The following is a 14,431-nucleotide window of genomic DNA, read 5'->3' on the forward strand; positions in this document are numbered from 1 at the left end:
GCCGCTTTGTCCGGCGCGGCTCCGCGCTTTTGTGCTGTGCGCGTTCCTGCTGGCCGCCTGCGGCGGCAACGGGCAGGAAGCCCCCCCGCGCGCGGCCGCGGAACACGGCGCAACGCCGGCCGTCCAGGCGCAGTCCGCCCTCCCGGCAACCGTGGAGGCCGCCGCCCGCATCCTTCAGGAAACACCGCGCCTCAAGGCCCTGCCGACCATCCATGTGCGCCCGGTGGAACGGGAGCTTTCGCCCGAAGCCCTTGGCCTTTACGCCTACATGCGCGCCGTCCGCGCCATTCTTGATGATGACGAGGCCGCTCTGCTCGATGCCGCCGCCCTGCTCACCGCACAGGCGGCCGGAAGCGATGCCGCACAGGAGCCGCCGGCATCCGCAGCACCCGCAGCGTCCGCAGCATCCGGCGCAGACGTTGCTCCGGCCACGGGCGTTCCCCCCGGACCGGCGCATACCGGCGCACCCCGCGCGGAAGCAGCGCGGACAGACGCCCCCGGGATCTGGCCCACGCAAATCTGGCTGGACGGCGGCGTCTGGCTCATGAGCCGCAAGTCGCCCAATGCCGTCGCCTATCTGGAACAGGCGCTCAAGGCGCAGCCCGAGGATCTTTCGCTCAATCTTCTCCATGCGGAAGCTCTGGGCGAACACGGCATGGCCGGGCGCGGCGCGGAACTCATGCGCGCCTATCTCGCGCGGCATCCCGACGCGCTTGATGCCCGCCTCGAGCTGGCGCTCCTGCTTGTCAAGGAACACAAGTTCGATGAGGCGGAAAAGCTCCTGACGGGGATCCCGGCCAAACAGCGCACCCCCCTGGTGGAATATTACCATGCCAAGGCGCTTGTGGGCATGGGGCGCAAGGCGGAGGCCATCCCCCTTCTGCGCCGTGCCGTCCGGGGCATGCCGGATTTTGTGGAAGCCCTGGCCGAACTGGCCTTTCTTCTTGAGCAGGAAGGCGAGCTTCGCGAGGCCCGCGCCACCTATGAAAAACTCGCCAGATCCCATTTTTCGCCGCAGGATGTTTCCCTGCGTCTCGTGAATCTCTCCCTGCGGCTCAAGCAACCGGAAAAAGCCCTCCAATACATCAATCAGGGTCCGGACACCGTGCCCTTCAAGCTCACGGCCGCGAGCATGCTCATGGACGCGCGCCACTACCTCCAGGCCGAGCGCCTGCTCAAGCAGCTCACGGCGAAAGAGGGTGCGCCGGACGATGTCTATCTCCTGCTTGCCGACCTCGCCTATGAGCAGCGCCGCGATCTGAACATGGCATTTTCCTGGCTGGACAGGATCGCGGCTTCCAGCCCCGCCGCCGTGCGCGCCCGCGTTCTCCGCATCCAGCTCCTTGCCGAAGCGGGCAAGACCGACGCGGCGCTGGAGCTTGCCCGCGCGAGCCAGCGCGACTTTCCGCGCGCCGCGGAACTGCGCGATCTCGAGATCCGTCTCCTTGCCCGCCAGAAACAGATGGACGCCGCCCTCGCCGCCGCGCGCGCGGCGGTCGCCCAATGGCCCGACAATGCCGACCTCGCCTTTCTGCTCGGTTCCCTGCTGGACGAAAGCGGCAACAAGCGGGAAGCCATGGACGTCATGGAAGGCATTCTGAAAAAACAGCCGGACAATTTCCAGGCCCTCAACTATGTGGGCTATACCCTGGCCGAGGAAAACCGCGAACTTGACCGCGCGCTTCAGCTCCTGTCACGCGCGGATGCGCTTTCACCGGATCAGGCGTATATCGTCGATTCCCTTGCCTGGGCCTTGTTCCGTGCCGGCAGGGCGGAAGAGGCGCTCGCCAAGATCAGGCAGGCCGTGGGCCTTGAAGGCCCGGTGGACGCCACCATTTGGGAGCATTACGGCGACATAGCGCGCCACCTTGGTCATGCCGGCGAAGCGCGCCGCGCCTACCAGAAAGCGCTCGACCTCAAACCCGACAATGCGGAGGCATTGCGGCAACGGCTTGCCCATCCATGAAAAAGCTCGTCCTCTTCTGCATGGCCCTGCTTCTCTGCGCCTGCGCCAAACAGCCCCCCCTGCCCGGCGCCCCCGAGGGGGAAGACGCGTCGATCCTTGCGCGCCGCTGGCAGGCATATACGGATACCGGCGCTGTGGCGAAGGCGCCCTACCGTCTCCAGATGAGCCTGCGTTTCGGGGAGGAAGGCAACACCCGCCGCGTCACGGCGCTGCTCTGGGGCAACGGCGGCCGGGAACTCCGGCTCGACGTCATGGCGGGGGTGGGCACCGTGGTCGCCAAGATCCTTGAGGACGGCCAGCACTTCCTCGTCTATGCGCCCCTGGAAAACAAGGCATACTTCCATCAGGGCGCGGCCAGTCCGCTGCTCAGGGTGGGCGTGCCCGTGCCCTTCGGCCTGTCACGCCTGACGGCCCTGCTCACCGGCCACTACAGCGCCGCGTTCGGCGACAGCCATGCCGGGTCCAGCCTGCTGCCTGACGGCCTGGCCCGGTATGCGCTGGAAGGAACGCCCGGCGGCCGCCTGGACCTGGATGCCGCGGGCCGGCCCGTCGCCTGGCGCGAAACCGCGGCGGACGGCTGGCGGATGGAGATCGTCTATGACGACGGCCCCCCCCCCCTGCCCCGGCGGCTCAACCTGACCCACGGCAGCGGCAAACGCGCCCTCCTTCTCGTCAAGGAGCGCGAACATCCCGGCACCCCCTTTACCCCGGAGCAGATGCGACTTACCTTGCCGGAGGGGGCGCCCCTGCTTCCGCTTTCCCAGTATCGCGCCCACAATTCCTGAGCCGCGAGAGCGGTTCCGGACGCACGCGCAAAGGAGTCTTGCATGTCCCTCGTTCATCTGGCCTCGGACCATGCCGGGTACGCGCTCAAGGACCTTCTCGCCCGCGAGCTGGCCGTCCGGGGCTTCACAGTCAGGGATCACGGCACAGATTCCCGGGAAAGCTGCGACTATCCGGTTTTTGCCCACAGGCTCTGCTCGGCGCTGCTGCATGAGGGCGGCCAGGGCATCCTCGTCTGCGGCAGCGGCATCGGCATGTCCATGGCCGCCAACCGCCACGACGGGATCCGCGCGGCCCTCTGCACCACCGAACTCCATGCCCGGTTGAGCCGCCGCCACAACGATGCCAATGTGCTGTGCCTGGGCGCGCGCATCACGGGTGAGGAGCTGGCGCTCGCCATCATGGCGGCATTTCTTGAGACCGGGTTCGAAGGCGGCCGCCACCAGCGGCGCATCGACCAGATCACGCCCCGCGCCTGAATCCGGACATCAGAGGCCGCCGGCGCGGCCTGAAGGACTGTCATGCAACTGTACAACACCCTTGGCCGGCGCAAGGAGGAATTCATTCCCGTGCGCCCCGGCAAGGCGCACATCTACGTCTGCGGCATCACCTCCTACGACTACTGCCATATCGGCCATGCCCGTTCGGCCATCGTCTTCGACATCCTGGTGCGCCAGCTCCGTCACCTGGGGCTGGAAGTGCTCTTTGTCCGCAATTTTACGGATGTGGACGACAAGATCATCCGCCGCGCGGAAAGCGAGAACCGCGACTGGCGCGAAATCGCCGCCACCTATATGGCAGCCTTCCATGAAGACATGGATCGTCTGGGCGTCCTCCGGGCCGACCTTGAGCCGCGCGCCACGGAATCCATCCCCCAGATACAGGAACTCTGCTCCCGCCTCATCGCCGCCGGCAAGGCGTACGCCACGCCCGGCGGCGACGTCTATTTCCGCGTGCGCGCCTATGCTCCCTACGGCAGGCTTTCGCGCCGCAGCCTCGACGAACTCATGGCCGGGGCGCGCGTGGTCCCCGGCGAGGAAAAGGAAGACCCGCTCGACTTTGCCCTCTGGAAGGCCGCCAAGCCCGGCGAGCCTTCGTGGGAAAGCCCGTGGGGACCGGGGCGCCCGGGCTGGCACATCGAATGCTCGGCCATGAGCCAGCCCTTCCTGCCGCTTGATATCCACGGCGGCGGCCAGGATCTCATTTTTCCCCATCATGAGAACGAGATCGCCCAGACGGAAGCGGTCTGCGCGTGCGAACTCGCCAGGTTCTGGGTCCATAACGGATTCGTGCAGATCGATCAGGAAAAGATGTCCAAGTCCCTCGGCAATTTCACCACCATCCGCGACATCCTGCGCGACTATCTGCCGGAGAGCCTGCGTTTCTTCCTGCTGGGCAAGCACTACCGCAGCCCCATCGACTTCAGCCCGGAGGCCATGGATGATGCGGAAAAAGGCCAGCAGCGCGTATATGCGGCCCTGCGCGATGCCGTGCGTGCGCTGGGGCGCGCCTCGTGGAAGGCGACGCCGCTTCCCGCCGGTCTGCGGGAGGAATGGGACGCCCTCGACGGCGCCGTTTCCGCCGCCATGGACGACGATCTCAATACGGCCCAGGCGCTGGGACACATCTTTTCGCAGGTACGCATCGTCAACCGTCTGCTGGAAGACAAGGCGCTGCGGGCCGCCCGGGGCACGGGCGACCTGCTGGAGGACTTTCTCGCGCGTGCCCGCCAGTGGCACACGCGCTTCGGTCTTTTCGGCCAGGAGCCAGACGCGTTCCTGACGGACCTGCGCGCCATGCGCGCCCGGCGCCGCAAGCTCGACCTCGACCGCGTGGAGGAACTCCTCGCGCGGCGCGTCCAGGCCCGGGCCGCAAAAGACTTTGCCGGCTCGGACGCCCTGCGCGAAACGCTCGCCGCCATGGGCGTGAGCGTGCGCGACACCCCCCAAGGCCAGGAATGGGACCTGGAGTGATCACCGCCCCCCGCGTTCCCGGCGCTTCCGGGGACAGACCCGACCCAAGGAGCATATGTCCTTTTCCCTCCGCCATTTTCGCCGCGTAACGGCGCTCTTCGTCATTCTTGCCCTCCTGCTCCCCCTGGCGTTTCCGCCCAGGGCCGGAGCATTCTTCCTTGGCGGCGTTTCGCTCAAGGATGAAAAGGAGATGGGCCACAAGTTCGATGTCATGGTCCGCTCCCACCTGCCCATCGTCGAAGACCCCGAAGTCAGCCAGTATGTGGCCGGCGTGCTCAAGCGGCTGGTCAGGGCCATTCCGCCGCAGCCCTTTGAGTTCACGTCCTCGGTGGTGCTGCACAATGCGCTCAATGCGTTCGCCGTGCCCGGGGGCTATGTTTTCGTCTTTACCGGCATGATCATGAATCTGGAACGGGAGGAGGAGCTGGCCGGCGTGCTCGCCCACGAACTGGCCCATGTGACGCAGCGCCATGTGGCGGCGCGACTGGAACGTGCCCAGTACCTGACCCTGGGTTCCCTGCTCGTGGCCGTGGCAGGGGTGGCGCTGGGCGGTCCCGCGGGGGGCGCAGCGGCGGTGAGCGCCGCCGGGGCAAGCCAGTCGGCCATGCTCAATTACAGCAGGATGGATGAGAGCGAGGCCGACAACCTCGGCCTGCAATATCTGGTGGCCGCGGGCTACCCCCCCTCGGGCATGGTCGGCGGTTTCAAGGTGCTGCGCCACAAGAACTGGATGAGCGGCATCAACATCCCCACCTACCTTTCCACCCATCCCGCCATCGGCGACCGCGTCAACGGACTCCAGGCCCGTATCGAAACGCTGCCCGCGTCCGTCCGCAACCGCACCTTCGACAATCGCCGCTACCAGCGCGTCAAGACGCTGCTCTGGGCGCGCTATGGCGACGAACAGGCGGCATTGCAGCGCTTTTCGGGCAGGGACGGCCTCTCCCGCATGGGCAGGGGCATCGTCCTGGCGCGCCAGAACCGCGTCAACGACGCCGCCGCGGCATTCGAGGAGGCGCTGGCCGCCGCCCCCGCCGACCCCCTGGTGCTGCGCGAGGCCGGAGCCTTCCACTACCGCAAGGGCAGCATGGATCGCGCCGAGAAGCTGCTGAGCGAAGCCATGCGCCGCGATCCCCGGGACTTCATGGCATCCTTTTTCTACGCCCGCATGCTGGACGAAACCGGGCGTCACGCGCAGGCGGCCAGGCATTATGCCGATGTCCTGCGCCATGTGCCGCAGGACCCGGAAGTGCATGAAGCCTATGCGCGCTCTCTCGGCACGGCGGGCAGGACGCCCGAAGCCTATATCCACATGACCTACAGCGCGCTCTACGCCAATAATCGCAAACTGACGGAACGCTATTTCAACCAGGCAAAGGCCCTGGCCGCAAAAATGGCGGACCAGCGCGCCTTCCGGCGCCTGGAGGCCGCGTACAAGGAACGCAAGGAAATCTGGGAAAAGAGCTGATGATGGAAACACACGCCACAACCATTCTCGCCGTGAAAAAAAACGGCCAGGTCGCCATGGCCGGGGACGGTCAGGTGACGCTTGGGCAGAGCATGGTCATGAAGCATACCGCGCACAAGGTGCGCCGGCTCCATGAAGGACGCGTCCTCGCGGGTTTTGCGGGCGCCACGGCCGATGCCTTCACCCTTTTTGAGCTTTTTGAGGCCAAACTCAAGGAAATGCGGGGCAATCTCCTGCGCGCCGCCGTGGAGATGACCAAGGAATGGCGCAAGGACAAATACCTCCGCAAGCTTGAGGCCATGCTCCTGCTCGCCGATAGCGAACACCTCCTGCTCGTTTCCGGCACGGGCGATGTCATCGAACCCGATGACGACGTGGCGGTCATCGGCAGCGGCGGACCCTATGCCCTGGCGGCGGCGCGGGCCTTGCTGCGCCACAGCGGCCTGGACGCGGCCGAGGTGGCGCGGGAGGCCATGGCAATCGCAGCGGAGATCTGCGTCTATACCAATGACCGCCTGACCCTGGAAACCCTGTGATCCGCCTCACTGCGGGCTGCAAGGTGAATCTCGGCCTGCGCGTCCTCGGCCGCAGGCCGGACGGCTACCATGAGCTGGATTCCCTCTTCTGGCCGCTGGCCGCGCCGCGCGACGAACTGCGCATCCGCCATCGGCCGGGAGCCGGCATCATCGTGCGCTGCGATGCTCCGGGCATCGACCCCGCCCGCAATACTCTCACCAAGGCCCATGCCGCCTTTCTGGCCGCCGCGGGGGAGGCGCCCGGGGTGGAAGTGGAACTTGTCAAGCGCATCCCGTCGGGCGCCGGCCTGGGCGGCGGCAGCAGCGACGCGGCCGCCCTCCTGCTCTGGCTCGATTCCCTGCGTGAGCGCCCGCTCCCGCAGGCGGCGCTGGCGCAGGCGGCGCTGGCCGTCGGGTCCGATGTGCCGTTCTTCCTCAGCGGCCGTCCCAGCCGGGTGCGCGGTATCGGTGAGATGGTGGAACCGCTGGAAGATGACTGGCCGCCCCTGTTTCTCGTCCTCGTCTGCCCCGGTATCCATGTGGCGACGGGGCAGGCCTTCGCGCGGCTGGATGAACTGCGGGCCGGGGGCGCTTCCGGCGCCGCATGCCGCGCCCAAAACAGCTTGACAAAGCGCGCGTGCGCGGTTAATGGAGTTCTTCTCTTTGGAACGGCGCGCCTTGATCTGCACAATGATCTTGAGGCCGCCGTCTTCCCCCGGCATCCGCAGCTTGCCCGACTCAAGGCGGAGCTTGGGCGGCTCGGGGCGCTGGCAGCCGGCATGACCGGCAGCGGCTCAAGCGTGTTCGGGCTTTTCGCGGCGGAGGCGGCGGCACAGGATGCCGCGACCCGGCTGCGCGGCGCATATCCGCGCGTCTATTGCCAGGCACTGGGGACCGCTGGGATGTAGCCAAGTGGTAAGGCAACGGGTTTTGGCTCCGTCATCCGAAGGTTCGAACCCTTCCATCCCAGCCAAACTGCGGCAGCGCCAGATGACCACTGTCGGTTTTTGAACGGATTTGCCAAGGCGGCTCCATGTTCAGCGACCTGAAAATCGTCACGGGTTCCTCCAATCCCGAGCTTGCCCGATCCATCTGCGATCATCTGGGCTGTCAGCTCACCCCCACCCTTGCCACCACATTCAGCGACGGCGAGTTGCGGATCGAGATCGGCGACAATGTGCGCGAGGACGACGTTTTTGTCGTCCAGCCCACATGCCCGCCGGAAGTGAACCGCAACTTCATGCAGCTCTGCCTGATGATGGACGCCCTCAAACGTGCCAGCGCCGGGCGCATCACAGCGGTCATCCCCTACTATGCCTATGCGCGCCAGGATCGCAAGGTCAGCCCGCGCGCGCCCATCAGCGCCAAGATGGTGGCGGATTTCATCAGCGTGGCCGGAGCGGACAGGGTCGTCACCATCGACCTCCACGCGGGCCAGATCCAGGGCTTTTTCAACTGCCCGGTGGACAATCTTTTTGCCGTGCCCGTCATGATGGACAGCCTGCGCGACCTGCACGAGGACAATATCGTCATCGTCTCGCCGGACGCGGGCGGCGTGGAGCGCGCCAGGGCCTATGCCAAGCGGCTCAACGCGCCGCTCGCCATCGTGGACAAGCGGCGCGACAAGCCCAATCAGGCCCAGGCCATGCACGTCATCGGCGATGTGGAGGGCCGCGTCGCCATTGTGGTGGACGACATGATCGACACGGCGGGCACGCTCTGCGCCGGCGCGGAGGTGCTCCTCAGCTACGGCGCCACCCGCATCGTGGCCTGCGCCACGCATCCGGTGCTTTCCGGACCGGCCATTGACCGCATCAATGCGACGGACGCCCTTTCGCAGGTCATCGTGACGGACACCATTCCTCTGGGCGACAAACTGGAGCGCTGCCCCAAGCTCAAGGTGGCTTCCGTGGCCGCGCTTCTCGGCAAGACCATCCACAATATCCATACGGGTTCCTCGGTGAGCGTGCTCTTCGTGTAGCATGGCGGGGATCTTCAGGATGAACAGTTTCCGCACGTTTCGGCGGTCAGCAAGGAGAGGGAGATGAGCATCGAAAAGACATTGAATGTGCAGAAGCGCGACGCCCGCGGCAAAGGGGCCAACGGTCGTCTGCGTTCCAGGGACATGGTGCCCGGCGTCTTCTATACCGCCTCGGGCGAGAACATCATGGTCCAGGCGCCGACCCTGCCGCTGGAAAAGCTCTACGAATCCGTGGGACACACCACTGTGTTCAATCTGGAGATAGAGAACGACGGCGCCAAAGAAGTGCATCCCGTCCTCATCTGGCAGGTGCAGCGCCATCCCTACAAAAACTGCTTCCTGCATATCGACTACTACGGCGTCGATCTGAACAAGGAAGTCAAGGTGGATGTGCCGCTGGAATTCGTGGGCGTTGCCAAGGGCACCAAGCTCGGCGGCATCCTTGAGACCTATCGCGAATATGTGCGCCTTGCCAGCAAGCCCATGGACATGCCGCAAAAGGTCGTTGTGGACGTGACGGAGATGAATATCGGCGACACCATTTCCGTGGCCGATCTCAAGCTTCCCGAAAATGTTTCCGCCGTCCATGACAGGAATTTCGCCATTGTCAGCGTGCTCGCCAAGAGCAAGGATGATGTGGCGGAAGAGGGCGAAACCGAGGAAGCCGCCGAATAGGCGTCCCTTCATGGCCCTGCCCGGCGGACGGCGCTTTCGGCAGCGTCCTGGCTGTGGCGCGGCGTTTGTCACCATTTTGAGGCCGGCCCTCGCGGGTCGGCCTTTTCTGCTGTTACGGATATGCCCCACTCCACCTTGCGCTTGCAACGCCTCCGGCGAAACGGCCACAGCCTTGCGCTGGAAATCCGGCCCAACCCCGGCGCCGGGACCATGCTCTTCTATCCGGGAACCATGCTTTCGCCCCGGCAATACAGCCCGCTCATGGCCGCACTGCGGGAAGCCGGCTTTGCCGTGGCGGGGCTGCATCCTGAAGGCCATGGCGTCAATCCGCGCCGGAGCGGTTTTACCTTCGCTTCGCTCCTTGAGGATGGACTCTTCGCCGAGCGGTGGCTCCAGGACGCGGGCTTCGGCCCGGTGGCCGTGTGCGGACACAGCCAGGGCGGCATCCTCAGCGCGGCCCATGCCGGGATCTCAACCACCCTCACGGCCGCGTTCTCCATCTGCGCCATCCTGCCGCAGATGCCGCAGGCCATTGCCCTGACCCGTTTCGCGCGCCTTGCGGACCGGCGCGCAAAGCTCGAACGCGGCATCGCCGCCCTGGGCCGCATCCTGCCGCGCCTGCCTGTTCCGCTGGCCTGCTATCTCCCTGTCCGGCGGGTCCTGGCCGGCCATCGCGATATCCGCATCGACAGGCGCGGCAGTCGCCTCACCTATCCACTGGGCTTTCTGGCAAGCCTTTTCAGCGCGCGCGTTTCTCCCCTGCTCCACTGCCCGTTCCGACTCTACAATGCCGGCGATGACGCCCTGTTCACGCCAGCGCTTGCCCGTGCGTTCCTCAGCGAGATCCAGGCTCCGACGAAGACGCTCGTCTGGCTCCCCGGGGGAGGACACCTCGCGCCCATGGACCCGGCCCTTGCCCGCTTCATCGCCCGTGATGCGGCCGCCGTCTGCGCGGGCCTGGGCATGCCCTTGCGCCTCGAGGCGCAGGACACGCCCACTGCGACGGTCTGAAGCAAAACCAGCCACGGAGGAAGTCATGGAATATGCAGGCGCGTTGGTGGGTCTGGGAAATCCCGGCAACAAATATGCGGGCACACGGCATAACTGCGGCTTCGCCTTCGTGGACCGCCTGCTCGCCCAGGCGCGGGAAACGGGGCGCGTGGAACCCCTGAACGGCGGCAAGTTCCAGTGCGATCTCTGGCGCTTCAGCATGCCGGGGCTGCGTGGCACCTGGCTCGCGGCCATGCCCCTGACCATGATGAACGCCAGCGGGCACTGCGTCCAGCCCCTGCTTGCCTGGCACAGGATCACGCCCGGCCGGCTCATCGTGGCCCATGACGAACTGGACATCCCGGCCGGCGAACTGCGCTTCAAGGTCGGCGGCGGCAATGCCGGGCACAATGGTCTCGCCTCCATCCGCGACCAGCTGGGCACGCCGGATTTCGCCCGCCTGAGGATCGGCATCGGCAGACCGCCGCACAAGGGCGACGTCATCAACTGGGTGCTGGGGCGCCCCGATGCGGAAGACGCGGCACGCATCGCCGGCGCCATGCCCGCCGCCAGGGAGGTTTTCTTCGCCGCCGCCGGGGGGGACGCGGCCGGAGCGGCCAGACTGGCGCGCGCGGCCGCCGTGCCCGCCCATGAGACCGGGGAAACGGAGGCCCGGTGAAAAAAAGAAAAAAGGCTCCCTCACTGGACACCCATATGTGATTGTGTTACAAGTTAAGCATAGTCGTATTTTGGCCCCCTTGCGAAACCTTGTCCTTGTCCCTGCCTCTCCCCCACGGGAATCGGCCACCCGGACGCAGCCGGGAGCCGCCGCAGTGATGAACCAACCATCCACAATCTGCGTAGTTGCGCCTCAGGCACGGGGAAGGCATATGTTCGCACCGGACAATCTCGTGGTTTATCCGGCCCAGGGCGTGGGCAGGATCGAGCGCATCGACCACAAGGACATCGGCGGCGTTGCCTGCGAATTTTATATCGTGCGCATCCGGGCCAATAGCATCACGCTCATGGTCCCCGTGCATAACGCCATCAATGTGGGCTTGCGTTCGCTCATCACACGCAAGGAGGCGGCCCGCATCCTTGACGCGCTCCGCAGCGACCGCGAACGCACCGTCTTCACCGGCCAGAACTGGAACCGCCGCTTCCGCGAATATTCCGAACGCCTGAAAAGCCCGGATCTTGCCGTTGTGGCCGACGTGCTGCGCGAACTGCTGCTCATCGGCCGCACCAAGGAACTCTCGTTCGGCGAGCGGCGCCTTCTGGAACAGGCCATGAGCCTCGTGGGCGGAGAGCTGGCGGAAGTGCTCGGCCTTTCGCAGGACGAACTGCGAGAGGAGCTGCTTGCGCTGTATGCGGCGCCCCAGGCCGTTGCCGAAGCCCAGTGCAAAAGTGCCTGAGCATCAGGCAAGACATCCCCCACTTCGCAGCTCACGCGGTCGCAGATCACGCGCCCGGCATGGAACGCGCCCTCGCGCGACCGTTTGCCCGCGCGGGCGGCAGGGCATTTTGCAGATCACGATGTGCATGCATGTCCACAGTCTGTTGCGCGTTGGGAGGCCCATGCGGCCGGACCGCCCTGCGCGCCGCCCGGATATTCCCCGGAACCATTCCATTTGGGGCACCGGATAGCGCGACAGTCCCGTTTTTTGAAAATCCTCACCTTTTTTCTTGCTATTTGTGACGAAATGCCCTAAGTTTTTTGCCGCACATCTGTACTTCATCCCATCCCATTGTCCTTTTGGGCCTCAGTGTCCGGCATGCGACATACATGCCTCCACCGTTGTTTGAAACCATCAGTACCCTGTATGCGCAAGAAAAAAACCACACCCGCCCTCCTTACTGACAGCGGCATGAGCCTCACTGACCTGAAAACCCGCAGCATGCAAGAGCTTATGGAGCTTGCGGAACAGTATGAGATCGAAAATGCAAGCTCCATGCGCAAGCAGGAACTCATCTTCGCCCTCCTGTCCACCTGCGCTTCACAAAACGGCGCCATCTACGGCGACGGTGTCCTTGAGATCCTGCCGGACGGTTTCGGTTTTCTCCGCTCGCCGCTCTACAGCTTCATGCCCGGGCCGGACGACATCTATGTCTCCCCCTCCCAGATCCGGCGCTTTTCCCTGCGCAAGGGCGATGTGGTTTCGGGCCAGATCCGGCCGCCCAAGGAGGGGGAACGGTATTTCGCCCTGCTCAAGGTGACGGAGATCGGTTTCGAGCCGCCGGAAAACGCCAAGAATCTCGTCCTGTTCGACAACCTCACGCCCATCTATCCCGATCACCAGCTCGTCATGGAAGATGGCGAGAAAAATCTCTCCAACCGCGTCATTGACCTCATGGCCCCCATCGGCTGCGGCCAGCGCGGCCTTATCGTGGCCCCGCCGCGCACGGGCAAGACCATCCTGCTCCAGTCGCTCGCCAATGCCATCAATGCCAATAATCCTGACGTGTACCTCATCGTCCTGCTCATCGACGAGCGCCCCGAGGAAGTGACGGACATGGAGCGCACGGTCAAAAAGGCGGAAGTCATCAGCTCCACCTTCGATGAACCGCCGCAGCGCCATGTCCAGGTCTGTGAAATGGTGCTGGAAAAGGCCAAGCGACTGGTGGAACGCAAGCGTGATGTGGTCATCCTGCTTGATTCCATCACCCGTCTCGGCCGGGCGTACAATGCCGTGACCCCGTCCTCCGGCCGCGTGCTTTCCGGCGGTCTGGACGCCAACGCCCTCCAGCGGCCCAAGCGCTTCTTCGGCGCCGCCCGCAATATTGAAGAAGGCGGCAGCCTGACCATTATCGCCACGGCGCTCATCGATACCGGCTCGCGCATGGATGAGGTCATTTTCGAAGAGTTCAAGGGCACGGGCAATATGGAGATCTATCTCGACCGCCATCTCTCCGAAAAACGCGTTTTCCCGGCCATCGACATCAACCGCACCGGCACGCGCAAGGAAGATCTGCTCCTGCCCGACGATGTGCTCAACAGGGTCTGGCTGCTGCGCAAGATCCTCGCGCCCATGGCCCCGCTCGACAGCATGGAGTTCCTCCTCGACAAAATGCGCGGCACTCCCTCCAACAAGGATTTCCTGAACGCCATGGGCAAGTAGCCCGGGCGTTCCCGGGCCGTGACGAGGCGCGGAAAAACCGGCCCGCGCTTCGCCACGGCCGCCAGTCACGATGCAAGCCCCCGCCTCCTCCCCTCCACCGTCGCAGGATGCCCCGGAACTCCGGTTTCCCTGGCCCTGCCTGAATGAAGGGAGGCGGCTTTTTGTTCTTGCCGCACGACAGGGCGGACGCGGCCAAAGCCTCGGCCGGTTTCTCGGCGCGACGTTTCTTGCCTTCGGGCTGCTCCTGCTCCTGGCGGGCACCCAGAAAGATCTTGCCCCTGCCCTTGCAGCCGGGGGCGCCTGCATTTTTTCCGGTCTGGTCCTTCTGGGTGCCGTGCGCCCGGGCCACGCCCCCCTTCTCGCGCTGGACGGGGAACACGATGTGGCCGCGCTGTGCCTGCGCCGCTTCGGGCGCAGGACCTTTCGGCTCTTCCCTCCCGATGCTCTCGAAATCATTGCGGACGCGGACGGCAGCCATGTCCATGTACGTCCACGGGGACGCGATATGGCAGGCCGCGAAATCCCCGGCCTGCCGTCGGGGATCCCAGACGGCAGGTGGCGCTTCGGCATGGCGCTCCCCACGCCGCAAGGCGATGCCATGGCTGCGGCGGCGGCTTTGGAACGCTGGCTGCATCTGGCAGCCGCGGGCGTCTCTCCCCTGGTGGGGGATGCCTGCGATGCCGCGGAATTCACGGCGCTGCTGGGCAAGCCTTTGCCTTCCGCGCTTCTCCAGTGCCTGTCCGGCGCATGCGCCGCGCCGTTTCCGCCGGATGCCGAACAGCCAGGCACCCGGCGGGACATGGAGGCCCCCCCATTGCGTCCTTCCCGCCGCCTGTCCGCGCCGCGTCCCGAGATCCGGCGCGCCCCGGACCTGCATGACGCCCCGGGCACCAGGGACAAACGGGACTAGTGTCTAATTGCAAAAATTCTGCACAGAATTCTGTGCAGAATTTTTGCAGGA

At 65.4% G+C, this 14,431-nt stretch carries 14 protein-coding genes and 1 tRNA gene; all 15 read left to right on the plus strand.

Annotated features, from left to right (window positions below; all coding sequences use genetic code 11):
- The first annotated feature begins 31 nt into the window (after positions 1-31).
- Positions 32-1,966, plus strand: coding sequence for a tetratricopeptide repeat protein (locus QZ294_RS04345; RefSeq protein ID WP_297047213.1), 1,935 nt, complete (start codon positions 32-34; stop codon positions 1,964-1,966).
- Positions 1,963-2,751 carry a hypothetical protein gene (locus QZ294_RS04350; protein ID WP_297047214.1) on the plus strand — a complete coding sequence of 263 codons (789 nt, stop codon included), beginning with the start codon at positions 1,963-1,965 and terminating at the stop codon, positions 2,749-2,751. The genes QZ294_RS04345 and QZ294_RS04350 overlap by 4 nt, the downstream gene beginning before the upstream one ends.
- A gap of 42 nt (positions 2,752-2,793) precedes the next feature.
- Positions 2,794-3,228 carry a ribose 5-phosphate isomerase B gene (rpiB, locus tag QZ294_RS04355; RefSeq protein ID WP_297047216.1) on the plus strand — a complete coding sequence of 145 codons (435 nt, stop codon included), beginning with the start codon at positions 2,794-2,796 and terminating at the stop codon, positions 3,226-3,228.
- Positions 3,229-3,270: 42 nt separating this feature from the next.
- The gene (cysS, locus tag QZ294_RS04360; RefSeq protein ID WP_297047219.1) at positions 3,271-4,722 is read left to right on the plus strand and encodes a cysteine--tRNA ligase; all 1,452 of its coding nucleotides are present in this window, start codon (positions 3,271-3,273) and stop codon (positions 4,720-4,722) included.
- A gap of 55 nt (positions 4,723-4,777) precedes the next feature.
- Positions 4,778-6,190, plus strand: a complete 1,413-nt coding sequence (locus QZ294_RS04365; RefSeq protein WP_297047221.1) for a M48 family metallopeptidase — start codon at positions 4,778-4,780, stop codon at positions 6,188-6,190.
- A gap of 2 nt (positions 6,191-6,192) precedes the next feature.
- Positions 6,193-6,726: an ATP-dependent protease subunit HslV gene (gene hslV / locus QZ294_RS04370; RefSeq protein ID WP_297047242.1), complete on the plus strand. Its 534-nt coding sequence runs from the start codon at positions 6,193-6,195 to the stop codon at positions 6,724-6,726.
- On the plus strand, positions 6,723-7,613 hold the full coding sequence (ispE, locus tag QZ294_RS04375; protein ID WP_297047223.1) for a 4-(cytidine 5'-diphospho)-2-C-methyl-D-erythritol kinase: 891 nt from the start codon (positions 6,723-6,725) through the stop codon (positions 7,611-7,613). Before hslV ends, ispE begins: the two co-directional genes overlap by 4 nt.
- A tRNA-Gln gene (locus QZ294_RS04380) sits at positions 7,604-7,678 on the plus strand. The genes ispE and QZ294_RS04380 overlap by 10 nt, the downstream gene beginning before the upstream one ends.
- Positions 7,679-7,738: 60 nt before the next feature.
- A complete protein-coding gene (locus QZ294_RS04385) occupies positions 7,739-8,686 on the plus strand; it encodes a ribose-phosphate pyrophosphokinase (RefSeq protein WP_297047225.1) in 948 nt (315 codons plus the stop codon).
- Between the two features lie 63 nt (positions 8,687-8,749).
- Entirely contained in the window at positions 8,750-9,361 is a 612-nt protein-coding gene (locus QZ294_RS04390; RefSeq protein WP_297047227.1) for a 50S ribosomal protein L25/general stress protein Ctc, read from the plus strand.
- Between the two features lie 120 nt (positions 9,362-9,481).
- A complete protein-coding gene (locus QZ294_RS04395; RefSeq protein ID WP_297047229.1) occupies positions 9,482-10,372 on the plus strand; it encodes an alpha/beta fold hydrolase in 891 nt (296 codons plus the stop codon).
- Between the two features lie 25 nt (positions 10,373-10,397).
- Positions 10,398-11,030, plus strand: coding sequence for an aminoacyl-tRNA hydrolase (gene pth, locus QZ294_RS04400; protein ID WP_297047231.1), 633 nt, complete (start codon positions 10,398-10,400; stop codon positions 11,028-11,030).
- Between the two features lie 211 nt (positions 11,031-11,241).
- Complete coding sequence (locus QZ294_RS04405; RefSeq protein ID WP_297047233.1) at positions 11,242-11,766, plus strand: CarD family transcriptional regulator; 525 nt, start codon at positions 11,242-11,244, stop codon at positions 11,764-11,766.
- A gap of 453 nt (positions 11,767-12,219) precedes the next feature.
- Positions 12,220-13,470: a transcription termination factor Rho gene (gene rho / locus QZ294_RS04410; RefSeq protein ID WP_297047235.1), complete on the plus strand. Its 1,251-nt coding sequence runs from the start codon at positions 12,220-12,222 to the stop codon at positions 13,468-13,470.
- Positions 13,471-13,540: 70 nt separating this feature from the next.
- Positions 13,541-14,380 carry a hypothetical protein gene (locus QZ294_RS04415; protein ID WP_297047237.1) on the plus strand — a complete coding sequence of 280 codons (840 nt, stop codon included), beginning with the start codon at positions 13,541-13,543 and terminating at the stop codon, positions 14,378-14,380.
- Positions 14,381-14,431: the final 51 nt, after the last annotated feature.

Origin of the sequence: uncultured Desulfovibrio sp. (assembly GCF_910584445.1) — a bacterium.
Taxonomy (GTDB): Bacteria; Desulfobacterota; Desulfovibrionia; order Desulfovibrionales; family Desulfovibrionaceae; genus Desulfovibrio.